This window comes from Streptoalloteichus tenebrarius (genome assembly GCF_024171885.1).
GTDB classification, from domain to species: Bacteria; Actinomycetota; Actinomycetes; order Mycobacteriales; family Pseudonocardiaceae; genus Streptoalloteichus; species Streptoalloteichus tenebrarius.
This window is the reverse complement of the sequence record NZ_JAMTCP010000062.1, coordinates 1-19,764: the sequence shown is the minus strand read 5'-3', so window position 1 is coordinate 19,764 and position 19,764 is coordinate 1. Positions and strand designations below refer to the sequence as shown.

Here is a 19,764-nt window from a genome sequence, read left to right as displayed (position 1 = left end):
TGCATTATTCTTCCCGAGGCGCTAGAACTGCCGCAGGTTTACTGCCGTAGTCTTTGTGGCGCCGCGGGCGGTCGGGGCTTTCCGCGCCGCCATTCCATTGCAGGGAGGATGACGCGTATGGCGCAGAAGGTCACCGTTCAGCTCGTGGACGACCTGGACGGGTCCGAGGCCAACGAGACGGTCGAGTTCGCGCTGGACGGCGTGACCTACCAGATCGATCTTTCCGAGGCGAACGCGGAGAAGCTGCGCAAGAGCCTCGCCGACTTCGTGGCGGCGGCGCGCAGGGCTGGCGGCGGTGGGCGTCGTCGGGGCGCCGGTCGCGCCGCGGCCCGTCCGGCGCAGGCCCGTCCGGCCGCCGCTGACCGCGAGCAGAACCAGGCCATTCGCGAGTGGGCGCGCAAGCGTGGCATGAAGGTGTCCGACCGGGGCCGCATCCCGGCCGAGGTGCTCGAGGCCTACCACAACGAGAACTGAGCTGACGGCGGGTTGACCTGCGGGAGGGGGCTTTCGCTCGTGGAGCGAAAGCCCCCTCCTCGTCTTGCGGCCGCCGTCGCGCATTCTCGGCTTAACATGGTCCATACCTAACGGTGTATGACCTGACGGAAACTGTCCGTACATGCGTTTGGCCCCGACCGAGGGAGTGGACGGGGCCAAACGCACCAGGCGCGCCGACGGGAAGAGAGGGCGCGCGGGAAATAATCACCGCTTCCCGCCAGTTCTTGGCAGGACCGACGCCGAAGGCCGTGTGGCCAGGTCGTCCAGGATGACGGGCGCGCCTGGACACCGACCGCCGTCATCCCGGTGAGGTCGTCAACCCTGGTGCGGCCCCGGAACCGGCGGCCACAGCGGATGGCCCTGGAACCGCTGCCGCGCTGTGGGCTCGCTGGTGAACAGCAGTGCCGAGACGCTGGGGTCAAGCGCCACTTCGCCCGGATGTTGTCGCCGACATGCTGTCGCCGACCTTCCGCGCGCGGACCTCGCGCGCTGCGACGCGGGCACGCGTGAGTGGCTCCCGCTCCAGCGCCCTGCTGTCGGCAGGATGTTCTCCTCACGCGTCGGGCTGATCGTCCCGCTGAGGACGGTGGCGGTGAGCTGGGCCACCGCTGGCAGGGCTGCTCGTGCCGGAACTCGGTGGAGAGGATGAGATCCGTCCGCCGCTCGATGACCGACTCGATCCACGGCACGGTCAGCCTGTCGACCGGCCTGGCCACGCGCCCGTGCCACTGCCGCTGCCGCGCCGCCCCGTGCGCAGGTAGTCGGGCAGGTCCTCGCCAGTCCCCCCCAATGTGTGGTGAAGCCCACGGCGTTGGTCGGCGTCGGCGTCGAGGGTCGATGCGGAGTCCTCGGAGCTGGCGTCGAGGGCGACCACCCGGGGTGGATGCCCGGTCGTTCCTGGTCGTGCCCATCGCGTGCCGCGCTCTCAGCGGGAACCCAGCCGTGTCGAGGCTCCGGCGGACGTGGTCGGCGTGTCCTCCGCTGGCTGGTCCCGGTCGGCGCACCCGGTCAGGCCGAGGGTGTTGCCCATCGCGACCAAGCCCGCCACTGTCCGCACACCTCCGTGCCGAGATCGGACTCTCATTTGGGGGGACGTTCTGTTCCGTTAGGCTGAGCGCGCTAGAGGTTAGGTGCGCCTAACCTAATGAGGTAGCCCGATCACGGGGAGGAGCGCGGCGTGAGCCAGAGCGTGACCGGACCCGCCCCGGCCCCTCCCGATCTGGTGAGCGCGGCGCGGGGCGGCGGGTCCGGGGGCGGAGCGATCGCCGCGCGGCGGCGCCGCCGGGTGGCCGGCCTGCTGCTGGTGTTGGGCCTGCTGGTGGTGGCCACCCTGCTCAGCGTGGCGGTCGGCGCGAAGGAGATGTCCCTCGACGCCGTCTGGCACGCGCTGGTCAGCCCCACCGGCACCGAGAACGACATCGTCGTCCGGTCGCAGCGGCTGCCCCGCACGTTCCTCGGCCTGGTCGTGGGGATCGCGCTCGGCGTCGGCGGCGCCCTCATGCAGGGGCACACCCGCAACCCGCTGGCCGACCCCGGCCTGCTCGGCGTCACCCACGGCGCGGCCTTCACCGTCGTGCTCGGCATCTTCGCCCTCGGCATCACCAACATCTACGGCTACGTCTGGTTCGGCTTCGCCGGGGCGTTGCTGGCCAGCGTGGGCGTCTTCCTGCTCGGCTCGGTCGGCAGGGGCGGCCCCACCCCGGTGACCCTGGCCCTGGCCGGCGCGGCCATGAGCGCCCTGCTGCACTCGCTGACCTCGGCCGTGGTCCTGCTCGACGCGCAGGCGCTGGACGTCTACCGCTTCTGGAAGGTCGGCGCGATCGCCGGCAGGGACTTCGGCCTCGCCGTGCAGGTGCTGCCGTTCGTCGTGCTCGGCCTGCTGCTCGCCTTCGCCAACGCGCCCGGCATGAACGCGCTCGCGCTCGGCGAGGACGTCGCGCGCTCGCTGGGGCAGCGGGTGCGCCTCACCAGGACCCTCGGCATCGCCGCGATCACCCTGCTCACCGGGGCGGCGGTGGCCGTGTGCGGGCCGATCGCGTTCGTCGGGCTCGTCGTCCCGCACGTCGCGCGGGCCGTGGTGGGCGCCGACTACCGGTGGATCCTGCCCTACTCGGGGCTGCTCGGCGCGGTGCTGCTGCTGCTCGCCGACGTGGCGGGGCGGGTCGTCGCGCGTCCCGGCGAGCTCCAGGTGGGGATCATGCTCGCCGTCGTGGGCGCGCCCTTCTTCATCGCGCTGGTGCGGCGCAGGAAGCTGGTGCGGCTGTGACGGCGGGTGCGCGGGGAACGCTGGGGCTGGAGACGGCGTCGAGCGGAGGGCCGGAGCGCGTGCCCGGCCGCCCGCCGCTGCGCGTGGGGCCGGCCTCGTGGGTGCTGCGGGCGCGGGCGCTGGCCGTCCCGCTGGTCGGCCTCGCCGTCGTGGTGCTGCTCATGGCCGTGAACATCGGCCGGGGCGAGTTCCCGCTCAGCGTCACCGACGTGCTCAACGTGCTCGTCGGCGGCGGCGACCGCCCCCAGCGGTTCATCGTGCTCGACCTGCGGCTGCCCCGGTCGCTGACCGGCGCGTTGGTCGGCGCGGCGCTCGGCCTGTCGGGGGCGCTCACCCAGACCATCACCCGCAACCCGCTGGCCACCCCGGACATCACCGGCATCACGGCCGGGGCCGGGGCCGCCGCGGTCAGCGTGATCGTGGTCGGCGGCAGCTACGGCTCGCTCACCGGGCAGTTGGCCGAGATCGGCGTCCCCCTGGCCGGCCTGGTCGGCGGCCTGCTCAGCGCCATCCTCGTCTACCTGCTGGCGTGGCAACGTGGCGTCGAGGGCTACCGGCTGGTGCTGGTCGGGCTGGGCGCGCACGCCCTGCTCAGCAGCCTCACCTACTGGCTGCTCACCCTCGGCGACGTCACCGACGCCAGCCGCGCGGTGGTGTGGCTGACCGGCAGCCTCAACGGGCGCGGGTGGGAGCACGTGACGCCGGTCGCCATCGCCCTGGCCGTCCTCGTGCCGCTGACACTGCTCGGCGCGCACGCGCTCGGCGCGCTCCAGATGGGCGACGACACCGCGCGCGGGCTCGGCGTCCGCGTGAACCTCACCAGGGCGCTGCTGCTGCTCGCGGCGGTGGCGCTGGCCGCGGTCGCCACCGCGGCGGCCGGCCCCGTCGCGTTCGTCGCGCTGGCCACCCCGCAGATCGCCATGCGGCTGTCCCGCACGGCCCAGCCGCCGATGATCGCCTCGGCCGTGCTCGGCGCGGTGCTGACCGTGGGCTCCGACCTGGTGGCCCGCACCGCGTTCGGCGCGGTCGAGCTGCCCGTCGGCATCATCACCGCCGTCCTCGGCGCCCCCTACCTGATGTACCTGCTCGTCCGGCGTTACCGGGAGGTCCGCGCATGACCGCGCTACCCGCAGCCGAGTCCGTCGCCCCGGTGGCGACCGCGCGTCAGGAGGGCGGGTCGCCCCCCTCCCGTCTCCACGCCGAGAACCTGCGCCTGGGCTACGGCGAGAACGTCATCGTCGACGGGCTCGACATCGACGTCCTCGACAACACCGTGACCGCGGTGATCGGCCCGAACGGCTGCGGCAAGTCGACGCTGCTGCGCGCGCTCGGCCGGCTCCTCAACCCGCAGCAGGGGCACGTCCTGCTGGACGGCAAGCGCATCGACCGGATGCCCACCAAGGAGGTGGCTCGGGTCATCGGCGTGCTGCCGCAGACCCCGCAGGCGCCGGAGGGCCTCACCGTGGCCGACCTCGTCGCGCGTGGCCGGCACCCGCACCAGACCTGGTACCGGCAGTGGTCCTCCGACGACGAGTCGGCGGTGGCCGAGGCCCTGCGGCTGACCGGCATGCTGGAGTTCGCCGAGCGGACCCTGGACCAGCTCTCCGGCGGCCAGCGGCAGCGCGCGTGGATCTCGATGGCCCTCGCCCAGGGCACCGACCTGCTGCTGCTCGACGAGCCGACCACCTACCTGGACCTCGCACACCAGGTGGACGTGCTGGACCTCGTGTACCGGCTGCACGCCGAGGCGGGCCGCACCGTGGTCATGGTGCTGCACGACCTCAACCTCGCGGCGCGCTACGCGGACCGGCTGGTCGCCATGCGCGCCGGTCGCATCGTCGCCCAGGGGGAGCCCGCCGAGGTGCTCACCGAGGAACTGCTGCGGGAGGTGTTCGAGCTGGACGCGCGGGTCGTGCCCGACCCGGTCGCCGGCACCCCGCTCGTGGTCCCGGTCGGCGCCCGCAACCGGTCGAGCTGACCGGAGCCCGCCTCACCAGCCGCGGAGCCTCGACCCCGGGTCGGCGCTGGCATGCCGTCTGCGCCGTTCCCGCCGTTCGCGGCCGATTCAGCGCGGCTGGACCTCTCCCTCAGGACAGCCCCCACCCGCCCTGGGGGGCGACCCCGCACCCAGCCTATCGGCCACAGCACGGCCGCCCCAGCCCAAAACCCCGCCCTGTGGACAACTCTGGCGCCTGTGGATAAACCCGACCCCAAGCAGGCGAAAACATCACACGATCCAGCGGCCCCGCCGCGCGCCTCCCACCACAGCCGCCCACACCCGTCCTCTGGCAACGCTCCAGCGCCCCAGCGCCCATGAGCAGCGGCGGGGCCCGAAGACTCCCAGAGCGTGGAGAGAGACAGGCACCCCGTGGACGCGCGAAGGTGGCTGGCTGGCCCGCTGAACCTGGATGCGGGCCGTCAGGGCGCGCGCGGACGCGCGGAGTGGGCTGTCAGGCCTCGTCGAGCACGCGGCGCGCGCGCTCCTCGTCAGTGACCCGAGGACAGGTCACACAGGCTTCGGCGCCCGGCAGCACGTAGTGGAAGCAGCAGCTCTCCCTGCGCCGCGTCCACGCGGTGCGTCCGCTGGCGTCGGTGACCGCGCACAACGTGGAACCCGAGGTGAGCGGCGCGACCGCCTCGGGCAGCAGGAGCGCGGCGTTGGCCACGCCGCCGCCCTCGTCGTGGAGCACCCTGCCGGCCAGCCACGCGGAGTTGTCCAGCGCGTCGGTCGCCGCCGCCCACAGCATGCGCCGGCCGAACCGCACTGTCGGGCCGAACGCGGCGACGAAACGCGCGGCGTGACCCACGTAGCGGGCGCGGAGCAGGGCGGCGAGCGCCTGTTCGTCGGCGACCACCGTGCTGCCGGGGACCCCGGCGGCCGGGTCGTCGGGCAGGCAGGCGAAGCCCCGGTCCAACAGGGCGATCCCGTCGGGGTGCGGACGCCCCTCGGCCAGGCGGAACGCCAGGTCCTCCGGACGCAGCGACGGCACCCGCCGCTCGGTGTGGAACAGGGTCGCGCCCAGCAGGGCCGGCACCTGGAGGTACCAGGCCAGGACGTAGCCGGCGGTCGTGCGCTCGGGCGCCTCGGACACGTCGTGGTGCGCGACGAGCCACTCGCCGAGCCGCGCGCGCCACTCCCCGAACCGGGCCGGCTCGGCGAGGAGGTCCGCGCACCGCACCCAGCGGGCCCGTTCGGCGGCGTCACCCTCGGGCAGGCCCAGCCGCAGCTCCATCATCGCGGCCAGCGGCGCGAGCCGAGCGAAGGCGCCCACCAGCGGGTGCTCCGGCGCGCGGGGGGGAACACGCAGGTCAGGGGCGAGGGTCACGGTCGGGCCTCCCCGTGCTGTGCCGGGCGGGGCGCCCGCACCCGGTCGGTGTCCTCGTGCCGAGGGTGACGAGCGCGGATCGCGGCGACCCCCGGCGTGCCGCGCAGTGATCCGCGAGGTGTGGGGTGGGACGCCCGCGTCCGTCCGGCCCCGGCCTGCGGAGCCGGGTGGGGGAGGGCACGATGGCCCGGGGGCACCCCGAGCCCGGCGCTGGTCGCTGCGGCGGGGGCCGCCCCGGCCATCTCGGGCGTCGTGGTGCGCGACACGGTGGGTCCTCGCCTCCGAGAACGGGAATCCTGTCCCAGGTCAACCCGACGGAACGTGGTCAGGCTTGCCTAACCTTACCTCTGGCCCTCTGGGCCGCGCGCGGTGAGGGCGGTCACCCGTATGGGGCAACGTGTCCCCTATCGGGTGACGTGTTCGCGCTGAGCGGACAACCTGGCCCCGGCCGGAATCACGCAGGCCGGTGGCGCGTTGGGGAGGACGTCCGAGTAGACCCGCGTGGAGTGAGCAGCGAGCGGGAACTGAGCGCGACGGTCCCGACGACTACAGTGGTCGTACGGTGCCGACCCCGACCGATTGATTGCACCTGAGCACTGCGGGATACCCGCACCCGAGGTGCGATCGGCCGGGGCGGGGCGAGGACCGCCGGCGCAGCTGTCAGGGAGTGCGAATGTTCGAGAGGTTCACCGACCGCGCGAGGCGGGTGGTCGTCCTGGCCCAGGAGGAGGCCAGGATGCTCAACCACAACTACATCGGCACCGAGCACATCCTCCTGGGGCTGATCCACGAGGGTGAGGGTGTCGCCGCCAAGGCGCTGGAGTCGCTGGGGATCGCCCTGGAGGGCGTGCGCCAGCAGGTCGAGGAGATCATCGGCCAGGGCCAGCAGGCCCCCAGCGGTCACATCCCGTTCACCCCGCGGGCCAAGAAGGTGCTGGAGCTCTCGCTGCGCGAGGCGCTCCAGCTCGGCCACAACTACATCGGCACCGAGCACATCCTGCTCGGGCTGATCCGCGAGGGCGAGGGCGTCGCCGCCCAGGTGCTGGTCAAGCTCGGCGCCGACCTGAACCGGGTGCGCCAGCAGGTGCTCCAGCTCCTGTCCGGCTACCAGGGCAAGGAGCCGGCCGAGACCGGCGGCCGCGGCGAGGGCACGCCGTCCTCCTCGCTGGTCCTCGACCAGTTCGGCCGCAACCTGACCGCGTCCGCCCGCGAGGGCAAGCTGGACCCGGTCATCGGCCGGGAGAAGGAAATCGAGCGGGTCATGCAGGTGCTGTCCCGCCGCACCAAGAACAACCCGGTCCTCATCGGCGAGCCCGGCGTCGGCAAGACCGCCGTCGTCGAGGGCTTGGCCCAGAAGATCGTCAAGGGCGAGGTGCCCGAGACGCTCAAGGACAAGCAGCTCTACACGCTGGACCTGGGCTCGCTGGTCGCGGGCTCGCGCTACCGCGGCGACTTCGAGGAGCGCCTGAAGAAGGTGCTCAAGGAGATCCGCACCCGCGGCGACATCATCCTGTTCATCGACGAGATCCACACCCTCGTCGGGGCGGGCGCCGCCGAGGGCGCGATCGACGCCGCCAGCATCCTCAAGCCGATGCTGGCCAGGGGCGAGCTCCAGACCATCGGCGCCACCACGCTCGACGAGTACCGCAAGCACGTCGAGAAGGACCCCGCGCTGGAGCGCCGGTTCCAGCCGATCCAGGTGGGCGAGCCGTCGCTGGAGCACACCATCGAGATCCTCAAGGGGCTGCGCGACCGCTACGAGGCGCACCACCGGGTCTCGATCACCGACGGCGCGCTGGTGGCCGCGGCCACCCTCGCCGACCGGTACATCAACGACCGGTTCCTGCCGGACAAGGCCATCGACCTCATCGACGAGGCCGGCGCCAGGATGCGCATCCGTCGGATGACCGCGCCGCCGGACCTGCGCGAGTTCGACGAGAAGATCGCCGAGGTCCGCAGGGACAAGGAGTCCGCGATCGACGCGCAGGACTTCGAGCGGGCCGCGAAGCTGCGCGACCAGGAGAAGCAGCTCCTGGCGCAGAAGGCCGAGCGCGAGAAGCAGTGGAAGTCCGGCGACCTCGACGTCGTGGCCGAGGTCGACGACGAGCAGATCGCCGAGGTGCTGGCGAACTGGACCGGCATCCCGGTCTTCAAGCTCACCGAGGAGGAGACCACCCGTCTGCTCCGCATGGAGGACGAGCTGCACAAGCGGATCATCGGCCAGGAGCAGGCGGTCAAGGCCGTCTCCCAGGCGATCCGCCGCACCCGCGCCGGCCTGAAGGACCCGAAGCGCCCCTCGGGCTCGTTCATCTTCGCCGGCCCGTCCGGCGTCGGGAAGACCGAGCTGTCCAAGGCGCTGGCGGAGTTCCTGTTCGGCGACGACGACGCGCTCATCCAGATCGACATGGGTGAGTTCCACGACCGGTACACCGCCTCGCGGCTGTTCGGCGCCCCTCCCGGCTACGTCGGCTACGAGGAGGGCGGCCAGCTCACCGAGAAGGTGCGGCGCAAGCCGTTCTCGGTGGTGCTGTTCGACGAGATCGAGAAGGCGCACCAGGAGGTGTACAACACCCTGCTCCAGGTGCTGGAGGACGGCCGGCTGACCGACGGCCAGGGCCGCACGGTGGACTTCAAGAACACCGTGATCATCTTCACCTCCAACCTGGGCACGCAGGACATCTCCAAGGCGGTGGGCTTCGGCTTCTCCGGCGGTGGCGACACCGGCTCGAACTACGAGCGGATGAAGACGAAGGTCAACGACGAGCTGAAGAAGCACTTCCGTCCGGAGTTCCTCAACCGGATCGACGACGTGATCGTGTTCCACCAGCTCACCGAGGACCAGATCATCCAGATGGTGGATCTGATGATCTCCCGGGTCGAGACCCAGCTCCGGAACAAGGACATGGCGCTGGAGCTCACCCCGCTGGCCAAGCGACTGCTGGCCAAGCGCGGCTTCGACCCGGTGCTGGGCGCCCGGCCGCTGCGCAGGACGATCCAGCGCGAGATCGAGGACCAGCTCTCCGAGAAGATCCTGTTCGGCGAGCTCCAGCCGGGCCAGATCATCATCGGCGACGTCGAGGGCTGGGACGGCGAGGGCGCCGACGACCAGGCCCGGTTCACCTTCCGCGGTGAGCCGAAGCCGGCCGTGCGGGTGCCGGACGCGCCCCCGGTGAACCTCGGCGCCACCGGTGGTGGCGACGCCGAGTGAGCTGATCTCGCGGCGACGACAAGGGGCTCCCACGTGATGTGGGAGCCCCTTTTCGCGTTCCACCCCCGAGCGCGCGCCGACCTTGGTAGCTTCCGCACCCGTTGTCCGTGTGGAGGGGAACCGCGTGTCGGAGAAGATCAAGGGCATCAAGACGGTGCTCGGCCTCGTGGTCGGGATGATCCTGGGCCTGGTCCTGATCGTCGTGGGGATCTCCACACTGAGCGAGGACGAGGTCACGTGCGGGAGTCGGGTCATGAAGCCCGGTGACACCTGCACCACGTCCAAGCGCCGTGGCGGGTCGACGACCAGGGACTACGAGGAGCAGAAGGACAGCAACGAGACCGCGGGCTGGGCCCTGACGATCATCGGTCCGATCATGTTCCTGGGGTGCGGCGGTGTCCTCACCGCCGCGGCGGTGATGAGCCGGAGGATGAAGGCGGCCCAGGCCCAGGGCGCGGGCGCCCCCGGGTCGGGGTACCCGACGCCCCAGGGAGACTGGGGACAGTCGGCTCCCATGGGCGCGCCCACCCAGTGGGCTGGCCCGCATGCCCAGAACTCCCAGCACGCCGCGCCAGCCCCGGTGCAGCCGGTCACGAACGCTCCGCCGATGGGTGCTCCGGGGCCCATGTCCGGAGCTCCTGTCCCACCCATGGCTCCGCCGGCCCCGAACGGCTACCCACAGGCCCCGAATGGCTATCCGCCGGTGCCGAACGGCTACCCGCCGGTGCCGAACGGCTACCCGCCGGCTGGCCCCGCCCCGGCGTCGGGGACCCCGGCTCCCGGCGGCTTCCCGCCCCCGCCGCCTGGCCACTACCCGCCGCAGCCCCAGCAGTGGGGTAACCAGCCACCGCAGTGGGGTGGCGGGCCACGTTGAGGTGACGCCCCGGTCCCGGGCATACGCCCGTGTCCGGTGCGCGTGGCCGTCCCGTCGATGCTGGTGGGCAGGGACCAGCCCGTCCTCGCGGCGGGACTGACAGGTGCCGTCCCCGCCCTCCCAGCGGCCTCGGCGTGATCGTTGAGGCATTGTTGTGGGGTGATCGATGGGGCGGGGGAGCGCGACGAGCGCCGGGACGAGAGCGACGTGCGGCCACGTCGCCGGCCGGGAGGGCGCGTCGTCGGGTTGGTGTTGGCGGTCGTGGTCGCCGGTTTCCTGGTCGCCGCGGCGCTGCGCCTGCTCGACCTGGACGTCAGCGGCCCGGCCGTGGCCGTCATCGCGCTGACGCCCTACACCCTGGCGCTGGGGTTGCTGCTCGTCGTGGTCGCGGCGCTGCTCCGCCGGTGGATCACGGCGGCGCTGGTCTTCGCGGTGTCCGCCGCGTTGGCCACCGGCGTCATCGGGCGGCTGCTCCCCGACGACCGGCCGTTCGGCCGGGGCCAGCAGCTCCGGGTGATGAGCGCCAACACCCACGTCGGCAAGGCCGACGCGGCCGCGCTGGTCGACCTGGTGCGCCGGCACCGGGTGGACGTCCTCAGCCTCCAGGAGCTGACGCCGGAGATGGTGGCGGACCTGGACGCGGCCGGGCTGGCCACCGAGCTGCCGCACCGGCGGTTCGTCGCGGCGCCCGGCGCGAGCGGGTCGGGGGTGGCCTCGCGGCATCCCGTGGAGGAACGGGGGGACGTCGGGCGCACCACGTTCGCGGAGCCGAGGACCCTGGTGGACCTGCCGGGCGCGCACGACATCGAGATCACGGCGGTGCACTCGGTGCCGCCGGTCGGGTCGATGGGCACGGAGGGATCGGACCTGTGGCGGCGGGAGCTGGCCAGCCTGCCCGAGCCCTCGTCCGGCGGCCCGCTGCGGGTCCTCGCCGGCGACTTCAACGCGACGCTCGACCACGGCCCGCTGCGGCGGTTGGTGAACCTGGGGTACCGGGACGCCGCCGAGCAGGTCGGGCGGGGGCTCGTCCCGACGTGGCCGAGCCGGGAGACCCTGGCGCCGCCGGTGACCCTGGACCACGTGCTCGTCGACCGCCGGTGCCCGGTCGACGACTTCCTCGTGCTCGACCTGCCGGGGAGCGACCACCGGGCGGTCCTCGCCGTCTTCACGCTCCCGGAGTGAGCGCGGCGGCCCGGGACGACCATGTCCGAGCCGTCACCGGCCCGGACATGGTCGTCCCGTGTCGTCGGATCAGCCCTCGGCCGCGGGGGAGACGGACTGCACGACCTCGAACTCGAGCAGGTCGGCGCCGGTCGCCACCGGCTTGGCCCGCTCACCGGAGTGGGCCGCCATGCCCGAGCCGTTCCGCCACGCCTGGAACGCCTCCTCGCTCTCCCACCGCGTGTAGACGAAGTAGCGGTTCTCGCCCGCGACCGGGCGCAGCAGCTCGAACCCCAGGAAGCCGGGGGCCTTCTCCACCGCGCCGGCCCGCGCCGCGAAGCGCTTCTCCAGCTCCGGCCCCGCGCCCTCGGGCACCTCGATCGCATTGATCTTCACAACGGCCATGCCCCCAGCGTATTCGCGGGGGCATGGCCGCGTGGTGTGCCGTCCGCCGCGTCAGGGGCACGGCGTCAGCGCCTCCTGAGCCAGCGGGTTACCGGGTCGGCGTTGTGCTCAGCCCCGGCTCAGCGCTGAGCCAGGGCGTTGAGACGGAGGAGCTGGTCAGGGGTGCAGCGTCCTCGGCCACAGGTACTGGTCGGCGGGGATGGACGTGCCGCGGAACCAGGCCTGGAAGAAGCCGTCGAGCCGCTGACCGGAGATCCGCTCGACGTACCGCTCGAACTCCGGCCAGGTCGCGTTGCCGTAGTGGTGCTGGCTGGTCCAGCCCTTCAGCACCGCGTCGAACGCCCAGTCGCCGATCTGCCGACGCAGGGCGTGCAGCGCGAGCTTGCCCTTGCTGTAGACGGCGGTGAACTCGTTGCCGGGGCCCATGTCGTACAGGGCCCTGCCCCACCACTCGGGCTTGTTCCGGTACTTCGCGACGGTGTCCCGGTAGAGCTGGTCGAGGTTCGCGCCCTCCTTGGCCTCCGACCACAGCCAGGTGGCGTAGCTGGCGAAGCACTCGTTCAGGCAGACGTCCCGCCACCGGTCGACCGAGACCGAATCGCCGAACCACTGGTGGGCGTTCTCGTGCACCACCGTGCCCAGGTCCGTCCACTGCGCGTAGACCGGCCGGGACTGCGTCTCCAGCGAGAAGCCGATGGGGTCGGCCAGGAAGATGCCGCCCGCCGCGCGGAACGGGTACGGGCCGAACTTCGACGACAGGAAGTCGAGGATCTCGGGCAGGCGCGACTCCGCGGCCTTCTTGCCCTCGGCGCCGGGCGCGTAGGCGTCGACGACGGGGGTGCCGTCGGCCAGTCGCGAGCGCACGAACGTCCACTTGTCGATCGCCACGGTGGTCAGGTACGGGATGGTCGGGATCTCCTCGGCCCACCGGTAGGTGGTCCAGCCGCCGGAGCTGTGCGAGCCCCGCTCGACGCCGTTGGAGACGACGCTCCAGCCGTCGGGCACCCGCGCGGACAGGTGGAAGGTGGCCTTGTCACGCGGGGTGTCGTTGACCGGGTACCAGGTGGTGGCCCCGTGCGGCTGGCCCGCGGCGAACGCGCCGCCGGAGGCCGAGATCTGCCAGCCGCCGTCGCCCAGCGCGGCGTCCTTGATCGGCTGCGGGACGCCGTCGTAGCGGACCCGGACGGTGAAGCGCTTGCCGGTGGGCAGCACACCGCGCGGCCGGACCACCAGCTCGTGGTCACCGGACCGGCTGAACTCGGCCGCCTTGCCGTTGACCTCGACCGACCGCACGTCGAGCCGGTACAGGTCCAGGTTGAACCCGCGCAGGTGCTGGGTCGCCGTCGCGGTGATGGTGGTGTCGCCCTCCAGCCGGCGGCTCGCCGGGTCGTAGCTGATGGCGACGTCGTAGTCGGCGACGTCGTAGCCGCCGTTGCCGTCGGTCGGGTAGTAGCTGTCGCCCGCGCCGTCACTGCCGAACACCGGTGGGTTCGCCACGGCGGTGCCCGCGGTGAGAACGGCGGTCGCGAGCGCGGTGGCGGCCAACACGGCCGGCCGCCACCCGGTGGTTCTGGTAGCCATCGAGCTCCCCTCGTCTTGCGGTGACGCGTTGGTACTCGGGGGCTCCTTGCGGCGGCAACGGCCTGCTCCGGAGAGGTCCGTTCTGTCGGGAAGATCCCGACGAACGACGGGGAACGCGCCCTCGGTGCGTCCCACGACGCGGGACGGGATCGGCGGTGACTAGCGGGTGAGCAGGAAGTCGATCTCCCCGGTCCTGGTGTCGGTGATCCCCACTCCCGAGACCGCGGCCCGGATCGGGCGCAGCGGCAGCAGCGCGGCGAACCCGGCGGCCACCTGCTCGACGGTGAGGTCCTGGGCGAGCGTGCAGTGCGGCACCCACGCCCCGGGGAGGTACTGGCCCGCCGGCCCCCGCACCCGGCCCGCGAGCACGTCGTGGACGGCGGAGTGCACGGCGAGCAGCTCGGTGTCCGTGACGGCACCGAGGAACAGGGTGTGCTGACCGTCGGGGAAGGTGCCGAGCGTGTACAGCCACAGGTCGGGCAGGGCGAGCAACGCCAGGTCCCGCCGCAGGTCCGCCCGTGCCTTCTGGGGGATGGCCAGGCCGAGGGCGAGCGAGAGGTGCGGCCGGTGCCGGCGGTGGGTGCGGGTGGCCAGGCTCGGGACGCCGGCCGCGGTCAGCCGCTCCCACCGAACGCGCACCTCGGCCTCGGCCCGGTCGTCGAAGAACACCTGGAGCGCGTCGGCCACGGCGCGCATCCTGCCGCAGACGAGCGCTTCCCGAACGGGTGGCGTCGCCGCCCGGGGCTGGGGCGACCGCTGTTGGTCAGTGGTCGCCGGGCAGGGCGAACCGGCCGTCGTCGGTCTGCTCCACCAGCCCGTCCACGAGCAGCGAGTCCAGGCAGCGGTCCCGCTGGCCGGCGTCCGCCCAGACCGCGTCCAGCCGGGCCCGCTCGACCGGTCCCGTGGTCCCCCGCAGCACGTCCAGCAGCAGACCGCGCACCTGTCGGTCGGTGCCGGCGAACTTCTGGACGGGCTTCGCCGGGCCGTTGTACGCCGGCCGACCGTTGCGGTGCCAGGCGCAGCCGTCGAGCGCCGGGCAGTCCGCGCACCGGGGCGCGCGGGCCGTGCACACGACCTGCCCCAACTCCATCAGCGCCGCCGAGTAGCGGGCGGCCGTGGGCTCGTCGGCGGGCAGCAGGGCCTCGACGTCGGCCAGGTCGCGGGTGGTGGACGGCGGCCCGGCGTCACCGGCGCCGTGGACCGCGCGGGCCACGACCCGACGGACGTTGGTGTCCACGACGGGGCAGCGACGGCCGTAGGCGAACGCGGCGACGGCCCTCGCCGTGTAGGCGCCGATGCCGGGCAGCGCGAGCAAGGTCTCGACGTCCGAGGGCACGACGTCGCCGTGCTCCTCGGCGATCGCGGTGGCCGCCGCGTGCAGCCGCAGGGCCCGGCGTGGGTAACCGAGCTTGCCCCAGGCCCGCAGCACCTCCGCCTGGCTGGCGGCGGCCAGCGCGGACGGCGTGGGCCAGCGCGCCATCCACTCGTGCCACACCGGCTCGACCCTGGCGACCGGGGTCTGTTGCAGCATGACCTCGCTGACCAGCACGCCCCACGGCGTGCACTCGGGGCGGCGCCAGGGCAGGTCGCGCGCGGACGCGTCGAACCAGGCGACCAGGACGTCGGGATCGAGGGCTGGGCTCGTCATGACGCCGTCGATCCTGCCACCCGACAGGGTGGCTTGACGCGGTCGCCCCCACTCTCGCTCCCGGGGAGCGGAGCCCGAGGACAGGTGACGCGGTGACACGGTGACACGGTGGTGACACGGTGACGCGGTGGTGACGCGGTGACGCGGCGGCCCCCGGGCGCTCCGGAGGCCGCCGCGCCCGCGTCAGAGCACCTCGGTCAGCGAGCCCGTGGTGACGTCGAGGACGAAACCCCGCACGTTGTCGGTGTGCGGCAGGAACGGGCTGCGGCGCGCCCGCTGCACCGACTGCCGCACGCTGTCCTTGACCTCGCGGAACGCCTCCACCGCCCAGGTGGGGCGCAGGCCGCTGTCCTTCTCCAGCTCGTCCCGGAACTCGTCATCGGTGATCGTTGACAGCCCGCACTGCGTGTGCTGGACGATGATGATCTCCCGGGTGCCGAGCTTGCGCTGGCTGAGCGCCAGCGAGCGGATGACGTCGTCGGTGACCACGCCACCCGCGTTGCGCAGGATGTGCGCCTCGCCGTGCTTGAGGCCGAACAGGTCGAACACCTTGATCCGGGCGTCCATGCAGGTCACGATGGCGATCTGCATGCTCGGCATCGGCGTCTGGATCGTGGGGGTGCCGAGGTTGCTGGCCTGGGCGTGGCGCTGGAGCAGTTCTTCGATGGCGGTCATCTCCACCTCCGGGGGGCAGTGGGGCGGGGTTGGCCGCAAGGTGCGGCAGGGTGTCGGGACCGAGGGCCGGTCCTGACCAGGTGTGGTTGTCGTGCGGGTCGTTCCGCTCGATGGAACCCATTCGTGGGACGCGATGGCAAGGGGAGCACGAACAATCTCACCCCTCGGCGGGGAGAATCGGGTGAACCCCCACGCCACCACCGACGCCCGAAAGGGTGACGGGCGGTACGTCTGATCAGTGTAGGAAAGTCGGCCGGCTGGACCCAGCGGCGACGGAACCCGCCTTCGCCTCCCGGCCCGCGCCTCCGCGGCGAGGCCACCATGCGACGAAGAGCTGCTCGCGAGCGGCACCCGAGGCCATTCGGATCCGACGCGCCCGCTCTCCCCGCGCCGCCCTGCTCATCCCCCTCAGGACAGCCCCCACCCGCCCTGGGGGGCGACCCCGCGTCCAGCCTACTCGGGCATCACGAAGCGTCACAACACCGTGACGCTGAGCTGTGGACAACTGGAGTGCCTGTGGACAACTCCCGCGCCCATCACACCTCGGTGGGGGGATGACGCCGTCCGCAGCGCCCTCCGAGCGGGAGAACTGGCTGGTCAGGGCCCTGCGCCAGCGTGACGCCGCTTCGTCAATCACCCGTACCGGTCGACAATCACCCGTACCGGTCGACGATCGACGTCTCGGCCATCCGCGACAGGCCCTCCCGCACGATCCGCGCCCGCGTGTCGCCGACGCCCTCCACCGTCCTGAGGTCGTCCGCGGTCGCCGCGAGCAACGCCTGGAGCGAGCCGAAGTGCTCGACCAGCCGGTGCTGCACCGGGCCCGGCAGCCGGGGGACCCGCGCCAGCAGCCGGTACCCCCTCGGGCTGACCTGCTCGTCCAACGACTCCGGGGTCCCGGGGAAGCCGAACGCCCTGGCCACCGAGGCGACGTCGAGGAGCTGCGTGCCGTCCAGCTCGTCCAGCGCGGCGACGACCTCGGCGACCGAGCCGTCCTCGGGCAGGTAGTCCCGCACCAACAGCTCGCGGTCCAGCTCCACGCCGCCCACCAGCTCGTCGAGCTGCAACTCGATCAGCCGGCCGTCGACGCCCAGCTCCACCACGTGCCCGTCGATCTCGTCGGCGATCCGCCGCACCATCTCCAGCCGCTGGCTGACCGTCATCGCGTCCTTGAGCGTGACGAAGTCCTCGATCTCCAACGCGGACAGCGCCTGGGTCACCTCGTCCAGCCGCGCCTTGTACCGCTCCAGCGTCGCCAGCGCCTGGTTCGCCCTCGACAGGATCGTGGCCGAGTCGGTGAGCACGTGCCGCCGGCCGTCCACGTACACGCTGATGATGCTCATCGACTGGCTCACCGAGATCACCGGGTGGCCCGTCTGGATCGCCGTGCGCTCCGCGGTGCGGTGCCGCGTCCCCGACTCCTCGGTCGGGATCGTGGGGTCCGGCACGAGCTGGACGTTGGCCCGCAGGATGCGGGTGGCGTCCGTGGACAGCACCACCGCGCCGTCCATCTTGGACAGCTCGCGCAGGCGGGTCGCGCTGAACTCCACGTCGAGCCGGAACCCGCCGTCGCAGATGGACTCCACCGCGTTGTCGTGGCCGAGGACGATGAGCCCCCCGGTGCGCCCCCGGAGGATGCGCTCCAGCCCGTCCCGCAACATCGTGCCCGGAGCCAACCGGGCCAACGTGGTCCGCAGCAGCTCTGACTGCGCGCGCTCAGTCAACGTCGGCCCTCCCCGTCGTGCGCCTCCCGAGGGGGAGTCTACGAACCGTCCTCCCCGCGACGGTGGTTCGCGCCGTCGAAGTCCCCGTGAACGCGGCGGGGCGCCCCGGGCAAGAGAGGACGTGACGACGATGACCGACCGCGCCGGCGGGGACGGGCCGAGGGGCGAGGACGCCACGGGCGACGACCGCCCCGACCTGTCCGGCCAGGACCCCGCCGAGGCGTTCGGCCGGCTCTTCGACCAGCACGCCAGACCACTGCACCGGTACCTGGCCCGGCGCGTGGGCGAGCACGTGGCCGACGACCTGGTCGCCGAGACGTTCCTGGTCGCCCTGCGGCAACGCCACGACTACGACCCGGCGAGAGCGCCCGTCAGGGCCTGGTTGTTCGGGATCGCCACGAACCTCCTGCGCCGGCACGTCCGCCAGGAGATCCGGGGGTTCCAGGTCACGGCCATGGTCCACGGCAGGGCCGAGGCCGAGCGGCCGGAACCTCCCGAGACCAGGGCGATCGAGCGGGTGGACGCCGAGGAGCGGACCCGGCGGCTCGCCGAGGCGCTGGGGCAGATGGCGCAGGGCGACCGGGACGTGCTGCTGCTGACCTCGTGGGGGGACATGGACTCCAACGAGGTCGCCGCGGCGCTCGGCATCCCGGTGGGCACCGTGCGCTCCCGTCTCCACAGGGTGCGGCGGTGGCTCCGAGCTGGCGGCGGGACGCAGGGCAGGAAGAAGCGGACGGAGGACGGCCATGCGTGAGGACGAGCCACGTCGGGTGTGGAGCGACGAGGAGCTGGATCGGACCCTCGCCCGGCTGCACGCCGACGTTCGGACGAGTGACGCGGCGCTCGCCAGGGCCCGCGAGCGGTTGGTGGCGGCCCTGGCCGCCGAAGGCGATCCGGAGGTGAGGACGTTGTCCGAGGTGCGGACGCAGCCAGAGAAGACGGAGCGACGGTCGGGGTGGCTCCGCTCGCGCGCCGTGCGGTGGCTCTCGGCCGTCGCGGCGGTGTCGGCGTTGGTGGCGGGCGGTCTGGTGGCACAGACCACTCTCATGGGCGAGAACCCGCCGGGCGCCACGGCGAGCGCCGCCGAGCTGCTCAACAGGGCGGCGGACGCGGCCATCAAGGCCAAGGACCAGGAGGTGAAGCCCGGCCAGTTCCGCTACCTGCGCACCACGGCGTGGCACTCGACCACCGTCCAGGTCAAGAAGACGGGTGCGTCGGGTGACCAGCGGTCGGGCGCGAAGCCGCTCGACTGGGTGACCTACCTGGAGAAGGGCGTCATCGAGTACTGGATCCCCGCTGACTTCCACGGCGAGTGGCTCATGCGGCGGACCTGGAACGCCGAGCGGAAGTTCTTCCGCCCCGAGGACGAGGCCGCGCTCCGGGAGGGGATGGGGCGGTCGCAGCCTTCCCTGATCGAGGTGCGGCGCGCCAAGGGCGGCCAGTTCTACCGGGGCGAGCCCGCCTTCAAGGAGATGCCGGACGGCAAGCTCGTGCCGCTGCCCGAGGGGAAGAAGGAGGACCCGACTCCCCGTCAGGGGGACGGTGGCTGGGCGGACCCGACCCCGGAGTTCTTCGCGAAGCTCCCGCGTGACCCGCAGCAGTTGCTGGACAAGATCTACCAGGACTCCCAGGGGAAGGGGCCCGGACCGGACGAGGAGGCGTTCGTCTACGTCCGCGACGTGCTGCGCACCGGCCGGGTGCCGGCCGACCTGCGAGCCGCCCTGTTCCGCGCCGCCGCCAAGATCCCGGGGATGCGGATCGTCGACGACGCGGCGAACCTGGAGGGTCGGAAGGGGATCGCGGTCAGCCGGGGTGACGGGGCCACCCGGAACGACCTGATCTTCGACCCGGAGACGGGCGACGTGATCGGCGAGCGCGGGGTCGCCACGAAGGCCGAGGGCAACGTGCCGGTCGGGGCGGTCACGAGCTGGACGGCGATCGTCTCGTCGGTCGTCAACACGATGGGGGAGAAGACCGGCTCCTGATGTCGGGGATCAGGGGCCCTGGCCCGCACGCTCTCGGGGGGCGTGCGGGCCACTCCCGTTCCACGGTTCAGGACGGGCCCGGGACGACGCTCCTGCCGGGGCGACGTGTTCGTCAGACCTGGTGTTCGCCAGACCTGGTGTTCGCCAGACCTGGTGTTCGCCAGACCTGGTGTTCGCCAGACCTGGTGTTCGCCAGACCTGGTGTTCCTCGGGCTCAGTGCTCGCCAGACCGTGTTCGCAGACCCGATGGCCGCCAGCACGGGCGCGGGACGGGGCCGTCGGCCACCTCGCCCAGGCCCTCGACGAGGACCGGCCACGCCGGGGCGCGGCACACCACCTACCTCCAACCGTGCCCCGTCAATTCCTCGAAAGGGGAATTGGTCGCGAAGAATGGTCGTGGCTGAGTAATGGCGAAT

The 19,764-nt window shown here is 72.5% G+C and carries 17 protein-coding genes; 9 read left to right on the top strand and 8 right to left on the bottom strand.

Translation table 11 applies throughout. The features are described 5' to 3' along the window. Nucleotides 1-117 precede the first annotated feature (117 nt). Nucleotides 118-474: a histone-like nucleoid-structuring protein Lsr2 gene (locus LX15_RS30080; protein ID WP_253674382.1), complete on the top strand. Its 357-nt coding sequence runs from the start codon at nt 118-120 to the stop codon at nt 472-474. Between the two features lie 946 nt (nt 475-1,420). Here LX15_RS30080 and LX15_RS32835 read toward each other — a convergent pair. Next, nucleotides 1,421-1,543 (bottom strand): hypothetical protein, encoded by a 123-nt coding sequence (locus LX15_RS32835; protein WP_301305504.1) that lies wholly within the window; start codon nt 1,541-1,543, stop codon nt 1,421-1,423. Between the two features lie 171 nt (nt 1,544-1,714). Between LX15_RS32835 and LX15_RS30075 the strand changes: the two genes are divergently transcribed. From LX15_RS30075 to LX15_RS30065, 3 genes are read left to right on the top strand one after another with little or no spacing between them, the layout of a single operon-like run. Beyond that, a complete protein-coding gene (locus LX15_RS30075; protein WP_301305508.1) occupies nt 1,715-2,761 on the top strand; it encodes a FecCD family ABC transporter permease in 1,047 nt (348 codons plus the stop codon). Beyond that, nucleotides 2,758-3,879, top strand: coding sequence for a FecCD family ABC transporter permease (locus tag LX15_RS30070; RefSeq protein WP_253674380.1), 1,122 nt, complete (start codon nt 2,758-2,760; stop codon nt 3,877-3,879). The genes LX15_RS30075 and LX15_RS30070 overlap by 4 nt, the downstream gene beginning before the upstream one ends. Next, a complete protein-coding gene (locus tag LX15_RS30065) occupies nt 3,876-4,739 on the top strand; it encodes an ABC transporter ATP-binding protein (protein WP_253674378.1) in 864 nt (287 codons plus the stop codon). The genes LX15_RS30070 and LX15_RS30065 overlap by 4 nt, the downstream gene beginning before the upstream one ends. Nucleotides 4,740-5,211: 472 nt before the next feature. Here the strand turns inward: LX15_RS30065 and LX15_RS30060 are convergent, their stop codons facing one another. Further along, nucleotides 5,212-6,087 (bottom strand): (2Fe-2S)-binding protein, encoded by an 876-nt coding sequence (locus tag LX15_RS30060; RefSeq protein WP_253674376.1) that lies wholly within the window; start codon nt 6,085-6,087, stop codon nt 5,212-5,214. A 673-nt stretch (nt 6,088-6,760) separates the two neighbouring features. Here LX15_RS30060 and LX15_RS30055 point away from each other — a divergent pair. The 3 genes from LX15_RS30055 (at nt 6,761) to LX15_RS30045 (ending at nt 11,351) form a co-directional block, all read left to right on the top strand. Beyond that, nucleotides 6,761-9,295 carry an ATP-dependent Clp protease ATP-binding subunit gene (locus tag LX15_RS30055; RefSeq protein ID WP_253674374.1) on the top strand — a complete coding sequence of 845 codons (2,535 nt, stop codon included), beginning with the start codon at nt 6,761-6,763 and terminating at the stop codon, nt 9,293-9,295. A 124-nt stretch (nt 9,296-9,419) separates the two neighbouring features. Further along, the gene (locus LX15_RS30050; RefSeq protein ID WP_253674372.1) at nt 9,420-10,169 is read left to right on the top strand and encodes a hypothetical protein; all 750 of its coding nucleotides are present in this window, start codon (nt 9,420-9,422) and stop codon (nt 10,167-10,169) included. Between the two features lie 159 nt (nt 10,170-10,328). Next, nucleotides 10,329-11,351, top strand: coding sequence for an endonuclease/exonuclease/phosphatase family protein (locus LX15_RS30045; protein WP_253674370.1), 1,023 nt, complete (start codon nt 10,329-10,331; stop codon nt 11,349-11,351). 69 nt (nt 11,352-11,420) lie between these two features. Here the strand turns inward: LX15_RS30045 and LX15_RS30040 are convergent, their stop codons facing one another. The 6 genes from LX15_RS30040 to disA all read right to left on the bottom strand — a co-directional run bounded on the left by LX15_RS30040 (nt 11,421) and on the right by disA (nt 17,363). Next, the gene (locus tag LX15_RS30040) at nt 11,421-11,735 is read right to left on the bottom strand and encodes an antibiotic biosynthesis monooxygenase family protein (RefSeq protein WP_253674368.1); all 315 of its coding nucleotides are present in this window, start codon (nt 11,733-11,735) and stop codon (nt 11,421-11,423) included. A 156-nt stretch (nt 11,736-11,891) separates the two neighbouring features. Beyond that, nucleotides 11,892-13,316 carry a M1 family metallopeptidase gene (locus LX15_RS30035; RefSeq protein WP_253674365.1) on the bottom strand — a complete coding sequence of 475 codons (1,425 nt, stop codon included), beginning with the start codon at nt 13,314-13,316 and terminating at the stop codon, nt 11,892-11,894. A 159-nt stretch (nt 13,317-13,475) separates the two neighbouring features. Next, entirely contained in the window at nt 13,476-14,012 is a 537-nt protein-coding gene (locus tag LX15_RS30030; RefSeq protein WP_301305503.1) for a 2'-5' RNA ligase family protein, read from the bottom strand. Nucleotides 14,013-14,079: 67 nt separating this feature from the next. Continuing rightward, nucleotides 14,080-14,964 (bottom strand): HhH-GPD family protein, encoded by an 885-nt coding sequence (locus LX15_RS30025; RefSeq protein ID WP_253674361.1) that lies wholly within the window; start codon nt 14,962-14,964, stop codon nt 14,080-14,082. Between the two features lie 183 nt (nt 14,965-15,147). Then, nucleotides 15,148-15,639, bottom strand: a complete 492-nt coding sequence (locus LX15_RS30020) for a beta-class carbonic anhydrase (RefSeq protein ID WP_253674355.1) — start codon at nt 15,637-15,639, stop codon at nt 15,148-15,150. A gap of 653 nt (nt 15,640-16,292) precedes the next feature. Then, complete coding sequence (disA, locus tag LX15_RS30015) at nt 16,293-17,363, bottom strand: DNA integrity scanning diadenylate cyclase DisA (RefSeq protein ID WP_253674352.1); 1,071 nt, start codon at nt 17,361-17,363, stop codon at nt 16,293-16,295. Between the two features lie 130 nt (nt 17,364-17,493). On the opposite strand from disA, the gene LX15_RS30010 reads away from it, so the two are divergent. Together LX15_RS30010 and LX15_RS30005 are read left to right on the top strand one after the other, a co-directional pair. After that, nucleotides 17,494-18,117 (top strand): RNA polymerase sigma factor, encoded by a 624-nt coding sequence (locus tag LX15_RS30010; protein WP_253674345.1) that lies wholly within the window; start codon nt 17,494-17,496, stop codon nt 18,115-18,117. Continuing rightward, nucleotides 18,110-19,348, top strand: coding sequence for a CU044_5270 family protein (locus LX15_RS30005; RefSeq protein WP_253674343.1), 1,239 nt, complete (start codon nt 18,110-18,112; stop codon nt 19,346-19,348). Before LX15_RS30010 ends, LX15_RS30005 begins: the two co-directional genes overlap by 8 nt. The last annotated feature ends 416 nt before the right edge of the window (nt 19,349-19,764 follow it).

Bases quoted from the DNA above. Each gene is read 5' to 3' on its own strand.
- LX15_RS30010 (WP_253674345.1), top strand. From the start codon at position 17,494: ATGACCGACCGCGCCGGCGGGGACGGGCCGAGGGGCGAGGACGCCACG.
- LX15_RS30020 (WP_253674355.1), bottom strand. From the start codon at position 15,639: ATGACCGCCATCGAAGAACTGCTCCAGCGCCACGCCCAGGCCAGCAAC.
- LX15_RS30025 (WP_253674361.1), bottom strand. From the start codon at position 14,964: ATGACGAGCCCAGCCCTCGATCCCGACGTCCTGGTCGCCTGGTTCGAC.
- LX15_RS30035 (WP_253674365.1), bottom strand. From the start codon at position 13,316: ATGGCTACCAGAACCACCGGGTGGCGGCCGGCCGTGTTGGCCGCCACC.
- LX15_RS30065 (WP_253674378.1), top strand. From the start codon at position 3,876: ATGACCGCGCTACCCGCAGCCGAGTCCGTCGCCCCGGTGGCGACCGCG.
- LX15_RS30040 (WP_253674368.1), bottom strand. From the start codon at position 11,735: ATGGCCGTTGTGAAGATCAATGCGATCGAGGTGCCCGAGGGCGCGGGG.
- LX15_RS30005 (WP_253674343.1), top strand. From the start codon at position 18,110: ATGCGTGAGGACGAGCCACGTCGGGTGTGGAGCGACGAGGAGCTGGAT.
- LX15_RS30030 (WP_301305503.1), bottom strand. From the start codon at position 14,012: ATGCGCGCCGTGGCCGACGCGCTCCAGGTGTTCTTCGACGACCGGGCC.
- LX15_RS30080 (WP_253674382.1), top strand. From the start codon at position 118: ATGGCGCAGAAGGTCACCGTTCAGCTCGTGGACGACCTGGACGGGTCC.
- LX15_RS30055 (WP_253674374.1), top strand. From the start codon at position 6,761: ATGTTCGAGAGGTTCACCGACCGCGCGAGGCGGGTGGTCGTCCTGGCC.